The organism is Streptomyces sp. NPDC085596 (assembly GCF_044541565.1).
GTDB lineage: Bacteria > Actinomycetota > Actinomycetes > Streptomycetales > Streptomycetaceae > Streptomyces.
Window position 1 is genome coordinate 396,456 of sequence record NZ_JBITTC010000004.1, and the last position, 19,955, is coordinate 416,410.

17 protein-coding genes and 1 pseudogene are annotated in these 19,955 nt (G+C 73.8%); 9 read left to right on the top strand and 9 right to left on the bottom strand.

Annotated features, from left to right (window positions below):
- Positions 1 to 5 precede the first annotated feature (5 nt).
- The gene (locus ACIGA3_RS14890) at positions 6 to 698 is read left to right on the top strand and encodes a TetR/AcrR family transcriptional regulator (protein WP_399714826.1); all 693 of its coding nucleotides are present in this window, start codon (positions 6 to 8) and stop codon (positions 696 to 698) included.
- Positions 699 to 708: 10 nt separating this feature from the next.
- On the opposite strand, the gene ACIGA3_RS14895 is transcribed toward ACIGA3_RS14890, so the two are convergent.
- On the bottom strand, positions 709 to 1,488 hold the full coding sequence (locus tag ACIGA3_RS14895; protein WP_399714829.1) for a DeoR/GlpR family DNA-binding transcription regulator: 780 nt from the start codon (positions 1,486 to 1,488) through the stop codon (positions 709 to 711).
- Positions 1,489 to 1,610: 122 nt separating this feature from the next.
- Here ACIGA3_RS14895 and ACIGA3_RS14900 point away from each other — a divergent pair, with 122 nt between their 5' ends.
- Positions 1,611 to 2,492, top strand: coding sequence for an SIS domain-containing protein (locus tag ACIGA3_RS14900; protein ID WP_399714832.1), 882 nt, complete (start codon positions 1,611 to 1,613; stop codon positions 2,490 to 2,492).
- A gap of 20 nt (positions 2,493 to 2,512) precedes the next feature.
- Positions 2,513 to 3,382, top strand: coding sequence for a ketose-bisphosphate aldolase (locus ACIGA3_RS14905; protein WP_399714835.1), 870 nt, complete (start codon positions 2,513 to 2,515; stop codon positions 3,380 to 3,382).
- Here the strand turns inward: ACIGA3_RS14905 and ACIGA3_RS14910 are convergent.
- The gene (locus tag ACIGA3_RS14910) at positions 3,369 to 4,502 is read right to left on the bottom strand and encodes a methyltransferase (protein ID WP_399714838.1); all 1,134 of its coding nucleotides are present in this window, start codon (positions 4,500 to 4,502) and stop codon (positions 3,369 to 3,371) included. The two genes, ACIGA3_RS14905 and ACIGA3_RS14910, sit on opposite strands and share 14 nt — an antisense overlap.
- Positions 4,503 to 4,616: 114 nt before the next feature.
- On the opposite strand from ACIGA3_RS14910, the gene ACIGA3_RS14915 reads away from it, so the two are divergent.
- The 3 genes from ACIGA3_RS14915 (at position 4,617) to ACIGA3_RS14925 (ending at position 7,304) form a co-directional block, all read left to right on the top strand.
- A complete protein-coding gene (locus ACIGA3_RS14915) occupies positions 4,617 to 5,282 on the top strand; it encodes an alpha-ketoglutarate-dependent dioxygenase AlkB family protein (RefSeq protein WP_399714841.1) in 666 nt (221 codons plus the stop codon).
- A gap of 61 nt (positions 5,283 to 5,343) precedes the next feature.
- Entirely contained in the window at positions 5,344 to 6,582 is a 1,239-nt protein-coding gene (locus ACIGA3_RS14920) for an ROK family protein (protein WP_399714844.1), read from the top strand.
- Positions 6,579 to 7,304, top strand: a complete 726-nt coding sequence (locus ACIGA3_RS14925) for an NUDIX domain-containing protein (RefSeq protein ID WP_399714847.1) — start codon at positions 6,579 to 6,581, stop codon at positions 7,302 to 7,304. The genes ACIGA3_RS14920 and ACIGA3_RS14925 overlap by 4 nt, the downstream gene beginning before the upstream one ends.
- A gap of 345 nt (positions 7,305 to 7,649) precedes the next feature.
- On the opposite strand, the pseudogene ACIGA3_RS14930 reads toward ACIGA3_RS14925, so the two are convergent.
- Positions 7,650 to 8,204: pseudogene (locus ACIGA3_RS14930) on the bottom strand (ATP-binding protein); the annotation flags it as partial.
- Between the two features lie 207 nt (positions 8,205 to 8,411).
- Positions 8,412 to 8,735, bottom strand: coding sequence for a hypothetical protein (locus ACIGA3_RS14935; RefSeq protein ID WP_399714849.1), 324 nt, complete (start codon positions 8,733 to 8,735; stop codon positions 8,412 to 8,414).
- Positions 8,736 to 9,027: 292 nt separating this feature from the next.
- On the opposite strand from ACIGA3_RS14935, the gene ACIGA3_RS14940 reads away from it, so the two are divergent.
- On the top strand, positions 9,028 to 10,152 hold the full coding sequence (locus ACIGA3_RS14940) for a PLP-dependent cysteine synthase family protein (RefSeq protein WP_399714851.1): 1,125 nt from the start codon (positions 9,028 to 9,030) through the stop codon (positions 10,150 to 10,152).
- 35 nt (positions 10,153 to 10,187) lie between these two features.
- Here the strand turns inward: ACIGA3_RS14940 and ACIGA3_RS14945 are convergent, their stop codons facing one another.
- A complete protein-coding gene (locus tag ACIGA3_RS14945) occupies positions 10,188 to 11,036 on the bottom strand; it encodes a DeoR/GlpR family DNA-binding transcription regulator (RefSeq protein ID WP_399714854.1) in 849 nt (282 codons plus the stop codon).
- 315 nt (positions 11,037 to 11,351) lie between these two features.
- On the opposite strand from ACIGA3_RS14945, the gene ACIGA3_RS14950 reads away from it, so the two are divergent.
- Positions 11,352 to 13,700, top strand: coding sequence for a hypothetical protein (locus ACIGA3_RS14950; RefSeq protein ID WP_399714856.1), 2,349 nt, complete (start codon positions 11,352 to 11,354; stop codon positions 13,698 to 13,700).
- Positions 13,701 to 13,703: 3 nt separating this feature from the next.
- Here ACIGA3_RS14950 and ACIGA3_RS14955 read toward each other — a convergent pair whose 3' ends face one another.
- The 4 genes from ACIGA3_RS14955 to ACIGA3_RS14970 all read right to left on the bottom strand — a co-directional run bounded on the left by ACIGA3_RS14955 (position 13,704) and on the right by ACIGA3_RS14970 (position 18,560).
- Positions 13,704 to 16,148: a right-handed parallel beta-helix repeat-containing protein gene (locus ACIGA3_RS14955; protein ID WP_399714859.1), complete on the bottom strand. Its 2,445-nt coding sequence runs from the start codon at positions 16,146 to 16,148 to the stop codon at positions 13,704 to 13,706.
- A 261-nt stretch (positions 16,149 to 16,409) separates the two neighbouring features.
- Positions 16,410 to 17,015, bottom strand: coding sequence for a hypothetical protein (locus tag ACIGA3_RS14960; protein WP_399714861.1), 606 nt, complete (start codon positions 17,013 to 17,015; stop codon positions 16,410 to 16,412).
- 203 nt (positions 17,016 to 17,218) lie between these two features.
- Entirely contained in the window at positions 17,219 to 18,043 is an 825-nt protein-coding gene (locus ACIGA3_RS14965; RefSeq protein ID WP_399714864.1) for an MOSC domain-containing protein, read from the bottom strand.
- A 43-nt stretch (positions 18,044 to 18,086) separates the two neighbouring features.
- The gene (locus tag ACIGA3_RS14970; protein ID WP_399714866.1) at positions 18,087 to 18,560 is read right to left on the bottom strand and encodes a DUF6643 family protein; all 474 of its coding nucleotides are present in this window, start codon (positions 18,558 to 18,560) and stop codon (positions 18,087 to 18,089) included.
- Positions 18,561 to 18,771: 211 nt separating this feature from the next.
- Between ACIGA3_RS14970 and ACIGA3_RS14975 the strand changes: the two genes are divergently transcribed.
- The gene (locus ACIGA3_RS14975; RefSeq protein ID WP_399715411.1) at positions 18,772 to 19,953 is read left to right on the top strand and encodes a TerD family protein; all 1,182 of its coding nucleotides are present in this window, start codon (positions 18,772 to 18,774) and stop codon (positions 19,951 to 19,953) included.
- Positions 19,954 to 19,955: the final 2 nt, after the last annotated feature.

Sequence of the window (19,955 nt, forward strand, 5' to 3'; positions counted from 1 at the left end):
CCCGCATGAGCACCACAGAGGGCGCCCGCGCGCGGGCCAGGACCGAGGTCACCGCGGCCATCAAGGACGAGGCCCGTAGACAGCTCGCCGCCGAGGGCGCGGCGAAGCTCTCGCTGCGCGCCGTGGCCCGCGAGCTTGGCATGGTGTCCTCCGCGCTCTACCGGTACTTCCCGAGCCGCGACGACCTGCTGACCGCGCTCATCATCGACGCCTACGACTCCCTCGGCGAGGCCGCCGAGACCGCCCACGCGGGCGTCCCCGAGGCGGACTTCATGCGCCGCTGGACGGCCGTGTGCGAGGCGGTGCGCGTCTGGGCGCTGGCCCACCCGCACGAGTACGCCCTGATCTACGGCTCACCCGTACCCGGCTACGCCGCTCCCGCGACCACCGTCCCGTCGGCGGCACGCGTGGCCCTGGTCCTGATCGGCGTCGTCCGCGACGCCCATGAAGGCCCCGGCCTCACCGGGCTGTCGCTCCCCGCCGAGCTGCGGTCCGAGGCCGAGCGCATGGCGGCCGACATCGCCCCCGAGCTGCCGGCCGAGGCAGCGCCCGCCATGGTCGCGGCCTGGGCCGAGCTGTTCGGGCTGGTCGGCTTCGAGGTGTTCGGGCAGTTCACCCGGGTCGTGGACGACCGCGAACGCTTCTTCCGGCACGCCGCCGTCCGGCTCGGCGAGAGCGTGGGCCTGCCCGCCGCCTGACCGGGCGGGCTCAGACGGTGAGCACCCGCACGCCCGCCTCCTCGAACCGGCGTACCGTCTCCGGGGTCACCGCGGTGTCCGTGACCAGCGTGTCCACCGGATCCGGGCCGCAGATCCGGGCGAACGCCCGCCGCTGAAGCTTGCTGGAATCGGCCGCGACCACCACGCGCTCCGCGCGCTCGCACAGCAGCCGGTTGACCGCCGCCTCCGACTCGTCGTGCGCCGCGGCACCGTGCACCGGGTCGAAGGCGCCCACTCCGAGCACCGCCACGTCCAGCGTGACCGCGCCGAGCACCCCGTCCGCGAGCGGGCCGACCAGCTCGAACGACTGCGGGCGAGCGACCCCGCCGGTCACCACGATCTTGAACTGTGGCCGTACGGCGAGTTCCCCCGCGATGTTGAGCGCGTTGGTGACCACGGTCAGCGCGGGCGAGCCGGCGGCCAGGTCGGCGCGGACGGCCAGCGCGCGGGCCACCTCCGTGGTCGTCGTGCCACCGGTCAGCCCCACCGCCTCGCCCGGTGCCACCAGATCCGCCACCGCCGCCGCGATCCGCTGCTTCTCGGAGGCGTGCCGGGCCGTCTTGTAGCGGAGCGGCAGCTCGTACGACACTCCGTGCGCGACCGCGCCGCCCCGCGTGCGCACCAGCATCCGCTGCTCGGCGAGCCCGTCGAGGTCCCGGCGGATGGTCGCCGCCGACACCGCCAGCTCGGACGCTGCCTCCTCGACCTCCAACCGGCCCCGCTCTGCCAGGAGTTCGAGCAGTGCCTGCCAGCGGGTGTCCCGCGCCATCGGATCTCCGTTCCTGTGATCTCCCGGCGACCCTAACGCACCGCGATCCGCGTCCTGATGCTTGATTGTGCGCGAAAGTCGGCAGTATCTTGCAGAAACGATCAGCCAGGGGAGGGTGTGGCATGAGCCATGTCGAGGACGAGCTGAGGAGCCAGCCCGAGTGCTGGGAGCGGGCGGCAAAAGAAGCGGCCGCACATCGCGCGGCCCTGCCGGTGCCGGGGGAGCGGGTCGCGGTCGTCGGCTGTGGGACCTCGTACTTCATGGCCCAGGCCGTGGCCGCACTCCGCGAGGAAACGGGGCAGGGTGAGACGGACGCCTTCGCCGCGTCGGAGTTCCCGCGCGGACGCGCCTACGGCCAGGTCATCGCCCTCACCCGCTCCGGCACCACCACCGAAGTGCTCTCTCTGCTGGCCGAGTTGAGGGGTGCCGCCCGGACCACCGCGATCACCGCGGACCCCGAGACCCCCATCAGGCGGGCCGCCGACCATCTCGTGGTCCTCGATTACGCCGACGAACGCTCCGTCGTCCAGACCCGGTTCGCCACCACCGCCCTCACCCTGCTCCGTGCCCACCTCGGACTGCACACTCCGGCCGCCGTCACCGACGCCCGCGCGGCTCTCACCGTCCCGCTGCCCGAAGGGCTGGTGAAGCGAAGGGAGTTCACCTTCCTCGGCCGGGGCTGGACCGTAGGGCTGGCGAACGAGGCGGCGCTGAAGATGCGGGAGGCGTCCCTGTCCTGGACCGAGGCGTACCCGGCGATGGAGTACCGGCACGGCCCGATCAGCATCAGCGCCGAGGACACCGCGACCTGGATGCTCGGCCCGGCCCCCGAAGGGCTCGCCGAACAGGTGCGTGACACCGGCGCGTTGTGGATCGAGGGCGGACTCGACCCGCTCGCCGAACTGATCCGCGTCCAGCGCCTCGCCGTCGCCGTGGCCGCCGCCCGAGGACTCGACCCCGACCGGCCCCGACACCTCACCCGCTCGGTGATCCTCGCCCCCTGACGCGGAATGGAGAAGCCGCCGTGCCCCTCACCACCACCGGTGAACTGATCGCCCGAGCCGCCCGACTCCGCACCGCCGTCGCCGCGTTCAACATCATCACCCTCGAACACATCGAGGCCGTCGTCACCGGAGCCGAGACGGCCGGAGCGCCCGTCGTCCTCCAAGTCAGCCAGAACGCCGTCAAGTTCAGGGGTGGGCGTCTCGGGCCCCTCGCCCGGGCCGCCGTCACCGCAGCCGAACAGGCCCACATACCCGTGGCGTTGCACCTGGACCACGTCCAGAGCGACGACCTCCTGCGCCAGGCCCCCGACGCCGGCTTCAGCTCCGTGATGTACGACGCCGCCCGCCTGCCCTACGCCGAGAACCTCACCGCCACCCAGGCGGCCGCCGACTGGGCGCACGCCCAAGGGCTCTGGATCGAGGCGGAGTTGGGGCAGATAGGCGGCAAGGACGGCAGGCCACCGCTGGACGCCCACGCCCCCGGCGCCCGTACCGACCCCGCCGAGGCGCGGGACTTCGTCGCGCGGACCGGCGTCGACGCACTCGCCGTGGCCATCGGCAGCGCCCACGCCATGACCACCCGCACCGCGGCCCTGGACCACGCCCTGCTCAAGCGGCTCTCCGCCGAACTGGCCGTACCCCTGGTGCTGCACGGCTCCTCGGGCGTGCCGGACGACGAGCTGGCCGAGGCGGTCGAGGGCGGCATCGGCAAGGTCAACGTGGGCACCGCCCTCAACGCGGCCCTGACCCGGGCGCTCCGCGACCACCTGGGCCGGCACCCCGAGGCCGTCGACCCCCGCGCCTACCTCGCCACCGGCCGAACGGCCATGACGGACGAGGTGACCCGGATCATCCGCGTCCTGGACCGCGCGGGCGTCAGCCCTTCTTGACCGCCTTCAGCACCACGAACTTCGGGTCGCTCGCCACCAGTTCGCAGTTGCCGAACAGCCGCTTCAGCTTCACGTGGTAGCCCAGGTGCCGGTTGCCGATCACCCACAGCTCGCCGCCCGGGCGCAGCGCCCGCTCGGCACCGGTGAACATCCGCCAGGACGTGGCGTCGCTGGTGGCCTGGTGGGAGTGGAAGGGCGGGTTGTTCAGCACCAGGTCCGCGCTGCCGGACGCCACCCCGGCCAGCCCGTCCCCGACCCGGAACTCCGCGTGCCCCGGCACCCCGTTCGCCTTGTACGTGGCCTCCGCCGAGGCGACGGCCTGGAACGACTCGTCCACGAACAGCACCTCGGCCTCCGGGTCGGCCAGCGCCACCGCCGTACCCACCACACCGTTGCCGCAGCCGAGGTCCACCACCCGGCGCCCGCGCGTCTCCGGCAGGTGCCCCAGGAAGAACCGGGTGCCGATGTCCAGCCGGTCGGCGCAGAAGACGCCCGCGTGATTGACCACCGGCCGCCCCGACGCCACCCCGAGCCCGTCCGGCAGGGTGTACCCGTACGGCCAGGGATTGTCCGGCGGGACGAGCGACGGGTCCGGGGTGCAGAAGATCAGCCGGGCCTTCTGCCGCGCCAGCGAGGTGCGGGTAGGACCCAGAATCCGCTCGAACAGCAGAAGCGTGGAGGTGTGGATCTCCTTCACCATGCCGGTGCCGATCACCACCGTCCCCGCGTGCACGGCGGGCGCCAGCCGCAGCAGCTGGTCCTCCAGCAGCGCCAGGCTCTTGGGCACGCGCACCAGCAGCACGTCCACCCGCTCGGGCACCGAGTCCCGCGTGGTCAGCAGCCGCACCACGCCGGGCCCGACCCCGGCCCGCGCCAGGTTCGCCCGCGTGGCCTCCTGACTCAGGAAGGAATCGGTGATCTGCGTCGGCCGGTGCGCGGCGAGCGCCGTCGCCAGCGCGCCCCAGCGGTCGCCGAGCACCACGACCTCGCCCGACAGCTCCACCCCTTCCTCGGCCAGATGCCGCAGCAGATACGCGTCGGAGGCGTCCCAGGCACGCAGCCGGTCGCGGGGATCGTCGGGGAAGCGGGACAGCTCGGTCTCGCCCCACGGAGTCGTCATGCGGTCGTTCATCGCCCCCCAGGCTAGCCGAGCCCCAGCTCAGGACCGGTCGGCCGCCCCAGGGGGTGTCTCGTCGCAGGCCGACGAGACACCCCCTGAGGGAGGATGGGGCGCATGGACGTGGAACTCTTCCCGCGGGAGCGGGCCGAAGCCGCTCCGGGCGCCGTGCACGTCCCGCACTGGCTCGACGCCGACCGGCAGCGCGCGCTGCTCACGGCCTGCCGCGAGTGGGCCCGCCCCCCGGCCGGGCTGCGCACCGTCCGCACCCCCGGCGGCGGCACCATGACCGCCCGGCAGGTCTGCCTCGGCTGGCACTGGCACCCGTACGCCTACGCCCGCACCGTCGTCGACGGCGACAACGCGCCCGTGAAGCCCTTTCCGGCCTGGCTGGACGAACTGGCCCGGCGCGCGGTCGCCGACGCCCTCGGCCCGGCGGCCCTCCCCGGCGACCCCTACGACATCGCCCTGATCAACTTCTACGACGGCGACGCCCGCATGGGCATGCACCGTGACGGCGACGAACGCTCCGCGGCCCCGGTGGTCTCCCTCAGCCTGGGCGACAGCTGCGTGTTCCGGTTCGGCAACCCCGAGACACGCACCCGCCCCTACACGGACGTGGAGCTGCGCAGCGGCGACCTCTTCGTCTTCGGCGGCCCCTCTCGCCTTGCCTTCCACGGCGTCCCACGCGTGCTGCCCGGCACCTCACCACCCGAACTGGGCCTGACCGGACGGCTCAACATCACCCTGCGCGTGAGCGGCCTGACGGCCCCCGCCCGCTGAGCATGTCAAATCGGTCACGAGACGGGCCACGACCGGGGCGGATCATGCGAGACTCGCCCCCATGAGCGGCATGGCAGACCCCCGGAAGTCGGGGGCAGGACCCATCTCACGGGCGCGGCTGGACCGGGGGCGCGGTGCCCTCGGCCCCGCGCTGGAGCTGGTGCACACCGGGCGCGCCCCGACCCGCGCCGTGCTCACTGCCGAACTCGGCGTCACCCGCGCCACCGCCGGTGCCGTCGCCGCCGAACTGGAGGCGCTCGGCCTCATCCGGGTCGACGCCCGCCCCAGCGCCCCCGCCGGTTCCCAGGGCCGCCCCTCGCACCGCCTGGAGGTCGCCGAGAACGGCCCCGTCGCGCTCGCCGCGCAGATCCACACGGACGGCTTCCGGGCCGCCCTGGTCGGCCTCGGCGGACGGATCGTGGCGACCGCGCCCGGCTGCGAAACCGTCGACGCCGACCCGGCCAAGGTGCTCGGCGCGGTGATCGAGGCGGGCGCCGACCTGCTGCGCGCCACGGGCCGTCGCTGCGTGGGCGCCGGGCTCGCCGTCCCCTCCGCCGTCGCCGAACCCGAGGGGCTCGCCCTCAACCCCCTGCACCTGGCCTGGCCCGCCGGAGAACCGGTCCGCCGCATCTTCGCCGACCTCGTGCGCGCGGCCGGCATCACCGGCCCCGCCTTCGCGGGCAACGACGTCAACCTCGCCGCTCTCGCCGAACACCGGCACGGCGCGGGCCGGGGCGCCCGGCACCTGCTGTGCGTGGCCACCGGCCACCGGGGCGTCGGCGGCGCGCTCGTCCTCGACGGCCGCCTGCACACCGGCAGTTCGGGCCTCGCCCTGGAGGTCGGCCACCTCACCGTCAACCCCGAGGGCCGCGTCTGCCACTGCGGCAGCCGGGGCTGCCTCGACGTCGAGGCCGACCCGCTGGCCCTCCTCATGGAGGCCGGTCTCGAACCCGGCCCCGAGGTCTCCCTCCTCGACCAGGCCGACGAACTGCTGCGTACCCGATACGCCGAGCCCGCCGTACGCGCCGCCGCCGAGACCCTGATCGACCGGCTCGGTCTGGGGCTGGCCGGGCTGGTCAACATCCTCAACCCCGACCGCGTCATCCTGGGCGGACTGCACCGCGGCCTGCTCGCCGCCGACCCCGAGCGACTGCGCGCGGTCGTCGCCGAGCGCAGCCTGTGGGGACAGAGCGGCAGCGTCCCCATCCTGCCGTGCACCCTGGACCACGACAGCCTCGTAGGCGCCGCCGAACTCGCCTGGCAGCCGGTCCTCGACGACCCCCTCGCGGCCCTGCGGTGACCTCGGAGCCGGCCGAGCTGTGGGACGTGTCCCGCCTGCGCTTCGAGGAGACGGCCCCGCCCGTCCTCACCGCGCGGCAACGTACGGCGATGGACCACCGCTGGGAGGCCGCCGTCCGCGTCAACCCGACTCTGTTCGACGGCCCGGTGGCCGCGCTCACCGGCCTCGAGCGCGATGACGCGGGCGGCCTGCTGGTGTCCTGGACGCGGCTGACGTACCGCTTCCGCGCCCTGCGCGGCCTCCCGGACGCGCCCGCCGTGTCGGGGCTGTTCGTGGCGGTGCTCCAACCCTGCGACGACGGGCGTCTGCTGGTGGGCCGGATGTCGCCCACCACGTCGGCCCCCGGCGTGTGGCAACCACCCGGCGGAACCCTCGAACCCCCCGGTGGCGGCGCCGCGTTGGACGTCGCCGTACTGCGGCGGCACGCGGCACGCGAACTGGCCGAGGAGACCGGCTCCGACATCCCCACTGACGCCCTTGTACCGGGACCGGTGGTCCGCGACGCCCGAGGCAGCGTGGGCTTCCTCTTCATCGCCCCGCCGCGCCCCGCGCGCGAACTGCGCGAGCGGTACGCGGAGTTGGCGCGCACCGAGATCGCGTCGGGGGTGGGCCCCGAGTTCGACCGGGTGGAGCTGATCGGCTCGCTGGCTGAACTCCGGGCGCTGCCGGGGCCGTTGGCGTCATATCTGGAGCCGGCGGTGGAGCGGTTCTTCGGGTCGTAGTGTGGAGCGGTTCTTCGGGTCGTAGTACGGCGGGACCCGGTACGGCACCGGAGCCGTACCGGGTAGGACGCGCCGCTCGGCTCAGCCGGGGACGGCCGACGGCGCCGGAGCCGCTACCGCCACGGCGGACACCGACGGGGTGTGCGCCACGACGGGTTCGGGGGCGACGGGCACGGCCGGCTCGGGCGCCGCGTGCGCCAGGGCGGGTTCCGGTGCCGGCGCGCCGGCCGAGGCGTGGGCCACGGCGGGCTCGGGAGCGCGGGCCGGACCGCGCACCACGACCGGCTCCGGCGGAGCGGACACCGGGGAGGTGTGCGCCACGGCGGGCTCGGGGGCGTCCTGCGCCACGGCGGGCTCGGGTGCCGGTGCGTGGACCACGACCGGCTCGGGCGCGCGGGCCGGCGGCTGGACGGTGAGCGGCGGGGGCGCGGGGCGCTGTTCCGTCGCGCGGGGCGGCTTCGGCGCCGGTGGGCGCGGGGCCGGGGAGGCGGTCGCGGACAGCGCGAACCACACGACCTTGCCGTCCTCGCCGTCCGGCCGGCACCCCCAGCTCTCGCTGACGGCGGCCACCATCACCAGGCCCCGCCCGCAGGTGGCGAGCGGTCCGGCGTCCGGCGCTTCGGCGGCGTCGGCCACCACGGGAAGGCGTGGATCGCGGTCGCGGACCGAGACGGTGAGCCGGTCGGACTGGAACTCCAGCTCCACGGTGCACGACTTGTCGGGCCGGGCATGTCGGTGGACGTTGCTCAGCAGCTCGGTCACACCGAGCGCGGCCCGGTCTATCAACGGGTCCAGATGCCAGTAGCGCAGTTGCGCAGATACGATTCTGCGGACCTGGCCGATCCGCGACGGCAGGGCTTGGAGCTCCACCGTGCAGTGCCTGTTCGGGTAACTGATCACGGCTGCGACTCCCCGATGTGAGGTCCGGACGAACCGGAGGAACACGGAGAACAACGGAAATCCGGGAGGGTGCTGGCGTCCCTGTGGCCGCCTGCCGTCGAGGCCGACGGGCCGGTCCGCAGCGTTACCTCCGGTAAACCCAGAGTGACGTGAGATCAGCGTGCCGCAGTGCCCGTCCTCCCGCAACTCGCCACGGTGGCCCGCAGGTCAGCCACCCCGTCCGGCGGCGCGGCGTACCGCCTCGATGAACCTGCGCGCGGCGGGCGGCCCGGGCTCATCCGCAGCGGAGTCACGTTCGGTGAGCGTCAGCTGGTAGCGGTGGCCGTTCAGATCGGCCTGCGCCCGGTCGTCCGGGGCGAACCACGGTTTGGAGGCCCGTACGGTCCCCACCGGCGCGCTGTCGATCTCGCTGCCCTCGCTGGTGAGCAGCTCCAGCCTGCCGTCGCTGATACGGACACGGCCGGCCCGGGTGAGCGAGCGCATTCCCTTGCCGATGCGCACGCCTCTCGCCGTGAACTCCGGCTCCGCCATCCCGCACCGCCCCCTCGCGCGCCCGGCCCACCGGCCCCCGTACGGCGGCCGGTCCACGCGGTGCAGTCTGCCCCGGCGCGGACGGGAGCACCAGTGCGCGCGGACGGGGCGCACGTGGCGCTGGAGCACTCGCGCCAATGCGCCCCCGCGCCCCTCGTACGGGTGTGCCCCAGGCTGCCTTTGGGTGGCTCAAAGATGCGTTGATGCAGGTGAGGAGCGGTGCGTCTGATGCCTATGATCGGGCTGCCGGCCGCGCTGGGCGTCGTCGGCGCCCAGCGTAAGGAGCCCCGCCGTGAACACCACTCCACCGGCCCGGACCGGCGCCACCCTCGATGTGGACCGCAGTGACCCGGCCTACCGGGACTGGCTGAAAGAGGCCGTACGCAAGGTCCAGGCCGACGCCAACCGCTCGGCGGACACGCACCTGCTGCGCTTCCCGCTGCCCGAGGAGTGGGGCATCGACCTGTACCTGAAGGACGAGTCGACCCACCCGACCGGCAGCCTCAAGCACCGCCTCGCCCGCTCCCTCTTCCTCTACGGCCTGTGCAACGGCTGGATTCGTCCCGGCCGCCCGGTGATCGAGGCGTCCAGCGGCTCGACCGCCGTCTCCGAGGCGTACTTCGCGTCCCTGATCGGTGTGCCGTTCATCGCCGTCATGCCGCGCACCACGAGCGCCGAGAAGTGCAGGCTGATCGAGTTCCACGGCGGCCGCTGCCACTTCGTGGACGACCCCCGCACCATGTACGCCGAGTCCGCGCGGCTCGCGGCGGAGACCGGCGGCCACTTCATGGACCAGTTCACCTACGCCGAGCGCGCCACCGACTGGCGCGGCAACAACAACATCGCCGAGTCCATCTTCCGCCAGCTCGCGCTGGAGCGGTTCCCGGTGCCGGCCTGGATCGTCGCCACGGCCGGCACCGGCGGCACCTCGGCCACCCTCGCGCGCTATGTGCACTACCTCCAGCACGACACCCGCGTCTGTGTGGCGGACCCCGAGAACTCCTGTTTCTTCGAGGGCTGGACCACCGGCGACCTCGATGTCACCTGTGACTGCGGCTCCCGGATCGAGGGGATCGGACGGCCGCGCATGGAACCCAGCTTCGTGCCGGGCGCGATCGACCGCATGATGAAGGTCCCGGACGCCGCCAGCGTGGCCGCCGTACGCGCGCTGGAGCGGGCGCTCGGCCGCAAGGCGGGCGGTTCGACCGGTACCGGCCTGTGGAGCGCGCTGAAGATCATCTCCGAGATGGTGGCCGAGGGCCGGACCGGCAGTGTGGTCACCCTGCTCTGCGACCCCGGCGACCGCTATCTCGACAAGTACTACTCGGACAGCTGGCTGGAGGAGCAGAACCTCGACATCGGGCCGTACACGGCCGCGATCGAGTCGCTGCTCGCCACGGGCGTGTGGCCGGACTGAGGACGTTCCCGGGCAGTTGCGTTCCCGGCGCGCCGTCAGTCCTCCTCGGGGGCCTCGGGCTCCTCGTCGTCCTCCGGCTCGCCCGCCACCACCAAGCGCCGCAGCCGCTCGGAGATCTCCGCACGGGCCTCGGCGGGCAGCCCCCCGTCCGTGACGAGCGTGTCCACCTCGTCCAGCGCGGCGAACGAACTGAGGCCCACGGTGCCCCACTTGGTGTGGTCGGCGACCACCACGACCCGGCGCGCCGAGCGCACCAGCTGCCGGTTGGTCTCCGCCTCGGCGAGATTCGGCGTGGACAGCCCGGCCTCCGCCGATATCCCGTGCACCCCGAGGAACAGCAGATCGAAGTGGAGCGCGGCGATGGCCCGGTCCGCGACCGGACCCACCAGCGAGTCGGACGGCGTACGCACCCCGCCGGTCAGCACCACCGTGGCCGCGCCCTGACGCCGGCCCGAGGTGCGCTGCGCCGTGTGGAAGACGTCCGCGACCCGCACCGAGTTCGTCACCACGGTCAGATCGGGCACCTCAAGCAACTGCCGGGCCAGCGTGTAGGTGGTCGTACCGCCGGACAGCGCGATCGCCGAACCCGGCGCCACCAGGCGGGCGGCCGCCCGCGCGATGTCCTCCTTGGCGGTCGGCTCCAGGCCCGACTTGGCCTCGAAACCCGGCTCGTGCGTGCTCGCCTCGACCACCGGCACCGCGCCGCCGTGCACCTTCTCCAGCACACCCTGCCGGGCCAGCGCGTCCAGATCCCGGCGCACGGTCATGTCCGACACGCCCAGCTGACGGGTCAGTTCATTGACCCGGACACCGCCCCGGCGTCGGACTTCGTCCACGATCAGGGCGCGCCGCTGCTCCGCGAGGAGGTTCTGATTCTCGCTCACGTACGCTCCGGTCCTTTCGCCACACCTGTCCGAGCCGCCTGGCACACCTGCGGTGACCTGCTCGTTCCATAGGTCCACCACATGCGCTGGCTTCTCATCTTGTCACGGGCCGCCATGGGTCGCGCCACTGCCTGTCACCACGCACACATAGGGTGCGCGCACATGTGTGCGGCCCCTATGTCGGCCGTCGTCACCCGGATCGGGGAGATTCCGTGACAAGCCGTTCCCGCAGGTGTACGCCACACCGGAAACGGAGAACCTGAAGCCCGCACGGACTCAGAACTCCTCAGGTGACAACGGGGGTGCGGACGACAAGTGGAACACGCGCGGGAACGCACCACCGAACCCCGGCCGGACCTTCCGGCCCCGACGGCCACGCCGGCGGAACGCGGCCTGGAACTGCTGGTGCACGGCGTCGGAGGCACCACACCGGAGAAGATGCTCGGCGACCCGCGCACGGTCCGCGTCACCGGCGACGACACGGCCGCCGTCTTCCGCCGCGCCGAAGACGTCCCGGAGACCGCCGGGGGAGCGGGACCCGCACTGGACGAACCCCCCGGCCGGGGCCCGGTGCGTGAGGCGTACGTCTGGTGCAACCTCACCTCCGGCAACGGCACCCGCGCCCTGTGGCTGTTGCTGCTGCCCTTCATGGTGGTCAACCTCGCCCACTGGATGCGCCCCACGGCCGAACGCCCCGGCCCCCCGGTCCGCCTCTACGGCCTCCTCGTCCGCCTGGCCGCGCTCACCCTGACGGTGCTCCTGGTCGCGGCCGCCTGCGAGGTCGCGCTGGACCTGGTGGCCTGGCAGTGCGCCGGCGCCCCCGCCTGCGCCGGACGCCACACCTGGCTCGCCTTCCTCTCGCCCGCCCTCTCCGACGGCGGCTGGTGGAGCGAGCCCGGCCGCCGCCTCGCCCTCGCCGCCCTGGCGCCCACCCTGCTCACCGCACTGCTCTGGTACCTCTCCCACCGCACCTGGAGCGCCTACGAGTCCCACCGCCCCCTGACCGCCACCGCCGAACCGGGACCCGACGAGAGCGCGCTGGCCCGCCCCGGCTTCTGGTACGGACGCCGCCTCGGCGCCCGGCTCCGCGCCGCGCACACCGCGGCCGGCCTGCTCACCGTCGCCGCCGCCGTCACCCTGCCCACCGCACGCTTCGACCACCGCCCCGGCGGCCCCGCGCCCCTCCACACCCTCGGCGTCCTGCTCGGCGCCGCCATCCTCGCCGGGGCGTGCGCCGTCGTCGCGGTGGTGTGCCGCCGGGGCCGCAGCGAACGCCGACCCGACCAGACCCTCGACCGCCACCTGCTGCGCGCCCTCCCGCTCGGCGCCCTCGCCCTGCTGCTCCTCGCCGTCGCCTACGCGGGCTGGTCCCGGCCGGGCTGGCGGTCCGCCGGACGGCTGCCCGGCGACCCGGCGTTCGGCGCGCTCATGCTGGCCCAGGGCATCCTGGTCGTCGCGCTCGCCGTCGTCGCCCACGGCCTGTACCGGCGTCTGCCCGACCCCCGCGCCGCGATGCGCGGCCTCGGCGGACCGGCCGTCGCGCTGCTCGCCTGCGCGCTCGGCGGGGTCGCCTCCGGCGGGGTCGCCCAGCGCGTCGCCGACTGGCTGGACGGCACCCGCGCCTCGCTCACCGGGCCACCCGTCACCCTCACCTGGCAGGCGTCCGCGATCCCGCCCGTGCTCGCCGTGCTCCTCGTACTGATCGCCGTCCTGGCCCGGCGCACCGCCCGCCTCGCCCGCGCCGAACGCCGACGGGTGCGCGCCGAGCACCCCGGCGAGCCCGAGGACCCCACCCGCACCCGGCGCATCGCCCACGTCCGCGCCATGGCCACCCTCACCGACCAGGCGCCCCTGATCCTCGCCGTGGGCTCCGTCGCCACCCTGATCGCCGGCGCGGGGGCCCTCACCGGCGCCCTCGCCACCGGCCGCGCCCCCGCCCATGCCGCCCGGCACGCCGGCGACACCGTCCGGATCGCCGCCGAGACCTGCCAGACGCTCGGCTCCTGGCTGATCGGCGTCGGCTTCCTGCTCTTCGTCACCTGGGGACGCCGCGCCTACAAGGACGCCTCGGCCCGCAGGACCATAGGCATCCTGTGGGACGTCGGCACCTTCTGGCCGCGCGCCGCCCACCCCTTCGCGCCCCCCTGCTACGCCGAGCGCGCCGTACCCGACCTGACCTGGCGCACCGCGACCTGGACCGAGCGCACCGGCGGCCGTCTCGTCCTCTCCGGCCATTCGCAGGGCAGTGTCCTGGTCGCCGCCGCGGCCTGGCAGCTGACGCCCGCCGTCCGCGAACGCGTCGCCCTGCTCACCTACGGCTCACCGCTGGAGCGGCTCTACGGGCGCTGGTTCCCCGCCCACTTCGGCCCGGCCGCCCTCGCCGCCCTGCACCGCGACGTCTGCTGCTGGCGCAACCTCCACCGCCGCACCGACCCCATCGGCGGCCCCGTCCGGCTGCCCGCCGGGCACCGCCCCGAGGTCGACCACGAGCCGCTGCCGGACCCGCGCGCCTACGGCCGCACCCCCGAACACCCGCTGCCCGCACCGATCCTCGGCCACTCCGACTACCAGGAGGACCCGGTCTTCACCCGCGAACGCGACCGGCTGCTGGCCAGCCTCCACCCCGACCTCCCCGCGCCCCGCCCGGAACCCGGCCAGGGATGAACCTCACGGCAGCTCCGGCAGATCCTCCGGGTACAGCAGGGTCAGGTCGTCGGTGCTCGGGTCGGGGAACTGCGCGACCCGGCTCGCGTGCCGCTCCACCATCGCCTCGAACGTCTGCCGCGCGGTACGGCCGTTGCCGAACGCCGGGCCCTTCGGGAGCACCGTGAAGTACTTCAGCAGCGCCTCCCCGGTGCCCGGCGCCAGCCGGTACTCGTGCTCGTCGGACTGCTGCTCCACGATCCGCAGCAGCTCCTCGGGGCCGTAGTCCCCAAAGGTGATCGTCCGCGAGAAACGGGACGCCACACCGGGGTTGACCGACAGGAAGCGCTCCATCTCCGCCGTGTAGCCCGCCACGATCACCACCACCGCGTCCCGGTGGTCCTCCATCAGCTTCACCAGCGTGTCGATGGCCTCCTTGCCGAAGTCACGCCCGGCGTCCTCCGGCGACAGCGCGTACGCCTCGTCGATGAACAGAACACCGCCACGCGCCCGTTCGAACGCCTCCTGGGTGCGGATCGCGGTGGAACCGATGTGCTCACCCACCAGGTCGACCCGTGACACCTCCACCAGATGCCCTATCTCCAGCACACCGAGCGAGGCCAGGATCTCGCCGTACAGCCGGGCCACCGTCGTCTTGCCGGTGCCGGGGGAGCCGGTGAAGACCAGATGCCGTTTCACCGAGGCGGCCTTGAGCCCCGCCTTCTGGCGGCGTCTGCCCACCTCGATCATGTCGGTCAGCGCCCGCACCTCGCGCTTGACGCTCTCCAGGCCCACCAGCGCGTCGAGTTCACCCATCACCGCCTTCGACGTACGGGTCTCCCGCTCCGGTACCGGCGGCGCGGCGGCCGGCTCCTGGCCGATGGCACGCTGTCCCGGAATCGCGCCGAGCAGCCCGCCCGTGGACGCCGGAACCGTCTGCACCGCCGTGTCCTGCGACGACGTCGGGGGCCGCAGCGCACCGCTCTCGTCGCTGGTGCACTCCTCCACCACCGGTCCCACGCCCGAACCCGCGTCCGGGCCGCCCTCCGCGAACTCGTAACCGCCGCGCGCACACCGCTCCGTACGGCACTTGCGCAGCGTCGTACGGCAGCCGTCGAGCACATGGAAGCCGTAGCCGCCGCTGCCGGTGACCTGGCAGCCGACGAAGCTGCCCCGGCCGCCCGCGGAGACGTAGAACCCCGCCTCGGCCGGGCTCTCCACCACGCAGCGCTCGATCGTCGGATCGGCGCCCTTGGTGACGATCACGCCGGTCTGGGTGCCGTCCACCGTGCAGTTGCTGAGGGTGCCGCCGCTGCCGTGGTCCCGGAACCAGGCGCCGGTGGCCGCGTCCCGGATGCGGCAGTCGTCGAGCTGCGCGGTCGCCCCGTCACTCACCGACACCGCCGTGTTGCGCACCTGGGAGAGATCGCTGTCCACCACGTCCGCGCGGGAGCCCCGGTCCAGCACGAACAGCGCGTCCGGCACGTCGTGCACCCGGCAGGAGTCCAGCACCGCCGTCGCGCCGTCGCTCACCCATACCGCCGGATAGTCGCCGGTGCTGTCGAAGATCTCGCACTGGTTGGCGTCCACGCGGGTGCCGGGGTCCCACACCGACAGCCCGTTGCGCCCGAAGCGGCGCACCGTCGTCCGGGTCAGCGTCAGCACGGACCGGGAGCGCAGGTCGACCGCGTTCTCCGGGATGTCGTGGATACGGCAGTCGGCCAGCGTCAGCACCGCGTCCGTGTCGAGTGTGACGCCGTCCGCCGAAGTGCGGTGCACCTCGCAGTCGGTGAGCTGGGCGGTGGCCCGCTGGGTGATCTGCACCCCGGCGCCCCGTACCTCGTAGACCTCGCAACCGAACGCCTCCAGCGCGGAGTTCTCCCCGGTCGCGCTCAGCCCGGTGCCCGAGGCGTGGTGCACCCGGCAGCGCTCCAGCCGCGGATGCCCGCCACCGCGCACGGCCACGCCCGCCTGGCCGGCCGAGACGACCTCGCAGTCCTCGAACACCCCGGCGGCGCCGTCGAGGACGAGGATGCCGATGCCGGCCGGATTGTCCACCGTGCAGCGGCGCACGGTCGGGCGGGCCCCGCCGCGCACCTCGATGCCGGAGGCGGACCGGGTCACGATCCGCACGTCCAGCAGTTCCGGCGTGCCCTCCTCCACCAGCAGCGCCGGGGCGGCGCCGTCCTGGCCCTCCACGTGCAGGCCCTGCACCACGGCGGAGGCCCGTACGGTCAGCGGTACGCCGTCCACGGGCGCGATCCGCACCGAGCCCGGCGCGTTGTCGGGGCCGCGCAGTGTCACCTCCCGCCGCACGACGAGGTTCTCCCGGTAGGTGCCGGGGGCGATGGTGAGGACGTCGCCGTCGGAGGCGGCCTCCAGGGCGGCCGCGAGCGACGCGTACTCACCCGTGCGGCGCCGCCACCGCGATGTGCCGGTGTGCGTCACCTGGACCGTGCCCTGTGCCATGGCGTTGCCGTGCCCCCACCTCGTGGTACTTGTGCTCGTCCGCCTCAGGGGCTCCGCGGCCGGTGCCCGGACGGCGGCCGCGTGCCGCCCTCTCGGGCGTTCGCGTACGCGCGTCTTCCGGACTCCGGCGCGGCCTGCGGCTCGCTCGCGCGCGGGTCGATGCCGAAAGCGAGTCGGCCGGTCCACCGTAGCGTGCGCGCGGGCGGCGGGCCGACCAGAGCCGGAAGCCGGCCCCGGGGCCTGTCGCGAGAGTTCCTAGCCCTAGCTGCCCGTACCGGCCTTGCCCCAGTCCGGGCCCGCCCGGTCCCAGGCGTGGTCCCAACTCGCGTACCGGCGGCGGACCATGCGCCAGACGGCGAGACGCCGCACGCTCTCGACGAGGCCGGCCGCCACCACGGCGGCCCCGAAACCGGCCAGCACCGCGTGCGCCCGCGCGGTGGCGGAGTCCAGGGGCCGGGTCGTTATTCGCCCGCTCGGGTCCGTCCAGAGTTTGAAGTGCTCACCCGTGCGGGGGGACTTCACGTCCGCCAGTACCGCGCCCTGCCGACGGGTGCCGTCCGGCGCGGTCCACCCGGCCAGGACCCGGCTGCGGGAGGTGCGGGCCGCGCCCGTGTCGGGATCGGTCTCCGGCGGAGCCTGCGCGAGGGTGCGCAGCACGGTGGCCGTGACGAGATGGCGGGTGTGCCGCTGCTCGCGCACCGACCGGCGCAGCGAGTCCTGCGCGGCGGACCCGGTCACCGTACCGACGACGGGCATGGCCACGATGGTCAGCAGCAGTGCCAGGAGGCACACCCATGCCTCGGCGACGTCGGTCGGGCGGCGCAGCGGATTGCCGCGCCAGCGCCACAGACCGCTGATGGTGCGCACGCCCCCACCCCCTTCGCTCCGACGCCCCCGTCCTGCCCCGTGTCGGCCCCGCTCATCCCCCGGCCCGGTGAAGAGGGCACGGGAGAAGGACATCACGTCGATGCGGTTTCTCTCACGGATTTCTCATGTTCCGCCCAACGACCCGGGTGGGCTCCGAGTTCCCCGTCCGCGCGCCCGAACAGCCGACCGGAGGTGAGGGGGCGTCAGGTGTGGACGCGCACGGGGTCGCCGACCCGGATCGTGCCGGTCGTGAGGGGCACCAGGTTCTGGCCGAAGAGCAGCCGCCCGTCGCGCCTGCGGAGCCGCGCCAGGGTGTAGAGGGGCTCGCGGCCGCGTACGGCGGTCGCCTGGTCGACGGTGGTGACGACGCAGCGCCCGCTGGGCCGGGCGACCCGGAAGTCGACGTCCCCGATGGAGATCCCGGTCCAGTGGTCCTCGTCCCACGCCTCGGTGCCCGCGACGACCACGTTGGGCCGGAAGCGGTTCATCGGCAGCGGTCCCTCGCCCGCGTGACGGCCCTCGGCCAGCGCCGAGTTGAGGGCGTCGAGCGAGGCGAGCGTGGTGACCAGCAGGGGGTAGCCGTCGGCGAGGCTCACCGTCTCGCCGGGCCGGGCGTAGTCGGGGTCGACGGGACGGCGGGTGGCCGGGTCGTCGAGGTGGACCAGGCGGACGGGCATCCCCAGGTACGCGGAGCACCAGTGGTGGGCGGCCTCGGAGGCGAGGACCGCCTCGACCTTGCGGCCGAACAGGGTGACCGGCATGGTCCCGGCCGGACGGGGTACGGGCACCGTCAGCGGCGGATGACCGGACGCCGACAGACGGATGCCGCCGCCGGGCGACAGCTCGGCGACGGCGCACGCGAGACGGGGCTGTTCGCGCTGGGTGACGACCTTCCCCCCGTCGTCGATCAGCGCCCACCGCCGGTCACCGGCCAGCCCCCAGGGCTCCACCTCGGCCCGAAGGAGCGGCAGGCTCCGGAATGCCTTGACCGGGTGGATGTGGATCGATCGCAGTGCCGCGTTCCCCATGCCGCCACCTTGCCAGACGGCGCCTCACGGAGACGGAACGGGATCAGTACCCGCGGTACTGCTGGTTGTTGTACGGCTGCTCCTGGTACGGCTGCTGCGGCGGCCTGGGCGCGGCCGGGCGCATCGCCTCGTACCCCGTGGGTGCCGCCGGGCGCGGCTGCTGGGGCTGCGCGCCGGGGTAGCCGCGCGGGGCGCCGGCCTGCTGCGGGATGTACGCGGTGGGCGTCGGCTGCATGGGGGCCGCCTGCGGCGCCTGCGGGTAGCCGTACGCAGAGGGCTGCGGCGAGGGGGCCGCGGGAAGGGCGGGGAGAGCGGAGGGCAGCGCGGGGAGGTTGCCGCCGGGGGAGGGCATACCGGGGGAGGACGGCATGCCGAGACCGGTGTCGTACGCGGCCGGGACCCTGATCGGGGCGATCTGCGGGGTGCCCCGCTCGGCCACGAGCGAGTCGTAGATCGGGGTGTCCGGGAAGGAGGCGGAGTAGTAGCCGCCGCCATAGGTGGAGCGGGGGGAGGTCATGGCACATAAGTTAAGCCCACGATGTGCTGGTTGGGGAGACCGATAAGAGGGTTGTTTTCCGTGTCGACGGCGATCTGGGATCGCTAATCCGAGCGAACTTGCCAAAAATGGACTCCATCCGGCGTTTGGATCGTGTAAAAGCCGAGTTCCTGCCGGGTTACCGGCGGTTGACGGAGCGTCGGAAGATCTTCAGATGGGGGCGGACATGTCCATGCCGAAGGGGTCGAACACACCGGTGCCCACCACCGCGCTCCGCGTCGAGGTGACCCGCCGGGCAGGCCCCGGCATCCCCGACGTGGACGCCTCGGCGCTGCTGCTCGCGAACGGCAGAGTCCGCGCGGACGGCGACTTCGTCTTCTACAACCAGCCCGCGCACCCCTCCGGCGCGGTCCGCCACCAGGGCAAGGAGACCGCCGGGGCGCACGTCACCGACACCCTGCTCGTCGACCTCGCGCGCGTGGAGGCCGGCATCGAGCGGATCGTCCTCGCCGCCTCGGCCGACGGCGGCACCTTCGGCCAGGTCCCCGGCCTCGCCGTCCAGATCTCGGACGCCGTCACGGGAGACAGCGCCGCCCGGTTCGACAGTACCGGCGCCACCGTGGAGACCGCGTTCGTCCTCGGCGAGTTCTACCGCCGCCAGGGCTCCTGGAAGTTCCGCGCCGTGGGACAGGGGTACGACAGCGGACTGGCGGGCCTGGCGACGGACTTCGGCATCACCGTCGACGTACCCCAGCATCCGGCCGCGCCCCCCGCTCCTGCCGCGCCCCCGCTCCAGCCCTCCAAGGTCACGCTGACCAAGGCCGCCCCCTCCGTCTCGCTGGCCAAGCAGGGCGGCACCTCCGGCGTCATGCGCGTCAACCTCAACTGGCAGACGCGCAAGCGCATCACGGGCCGCCACCGGGGCGCCGGACCCGGCGACCTCGACCTCGACCTGTGCGCGCTGTACGAACTCGCGGACGGCCGCAAAGGCGTCGTACAGGCCCTCGGCAACGCCTTCGGGGCGCTGGACCGGCCGCCCTACATCCACCTCGACGGCGACGACCGCACCGGTGCCGCGGCGAACGGCGAGAACCTCACCATCAGCCTCGACCACAAGGAGCACCTCAGACGCGTCCTGGTCTTCGTCACCATCTACGAGGGCGCCAGTTCCTTCGCCGACCTGCACGCCACCGTCACCCTCCGGCCGCAGCACGGCGCCCCGATCGACTTCTCGCTGGACGAGTGCACGGTGCCCTCCACGGTGTGCGCGCTCGCGCTGATCACCGACACCGGCGGCGACCTGGTCGTCCGGCGCGAGGCCCGCTATCTGGTCCCGGAGCGCGGGGTGAGCCCGCAGCGCACCGTCGACGGGGCCTACGGCTGGGGCATGAACTGGACGCCCGGCCGCAAGTGAGC

Bases quoted from the DNA above. Each gene is read 5' to 3' on its own strand.
- ACIGA3_RS14890 (WP_399714826.1), top strand. From the start codon at position 6: ATGAGCACCACAGAGGGCGCCCGCGCGCGGGCCAGGACCGAGGTCACC.
- ACIGA3_RS14895 (WP_399714829.1), bottom strand. From the start codon at position 1,488: ATGGCGCGGGACACCCGCTGGCAGGCACTGCTCGAACTCCTGGCAGAG.
- ACIGA3_RS14900 (WP_399714832.1), top strand. From the start codon at position 1,611: ATGAGCCATGTCGAGGACGAGCTGAGGAGCCAGCCCGAGTGCTGGGAG.
- ACIGA3_RS14910 (WP_399714838.1), bottom strand. From the start codon at position 4,502: ATGACGACTCCGTGGGGCGAGACCGAGCTGTCCCGCTTCCCCGACGAT.
- ACIGA3_RS14915 (WP_399714841.1), top strand. From the start codon at position 4,617: ATGGACGTGGAACTCTTCCCGCGGGAGCGGGCCGAAGCCGCTCCGGGC.
- ACIGA3_RS14920 (WP_399714844.1), top strand. From the start codon at position 5,344: ATGAGCGGCATGGCAGACCCCCGGAAGTCGGGGGCAGGACCCATCTCA.
- ACIGA3_RS14935 (WP_399714849.1), bottom strand. From the start codon at position 8,735: ATGGCGGAGCCGGAGTTCACGGCGAGAGGCGTGCGCATCGGCAAGGGA.
- ACIGA3_RS14955 (WP_399714859.1), bottom strand. From the start codon at position 16,148: ATGGCACAGGGCACGGTCCAGGTGACGCACACCGGCACATCGCGGTGG.
- ACIGA3_RS14965 (WP_399714864.1), bottom strand. From the start codon at position 18,043: ATGGGGAACGCGGCACTGCGATCGATCCACATCCACCCGGTCAAGGCA.
- ACIGA3_RS14970 (WP_399714866.1), bottom strand. From the start codon at position 18,560: ATGACCTCCCCCCGCTCCACCTATGGCGGCGGCTACTACTCCGCCTCC.
- ACIGA3_RS14975 (WP_399715411.1), top strand. From the start codon at position 18,772: ATGCCGAAGGGGTCGAACACACCGGTGCCCACCACCGCGCTCCGCGTC.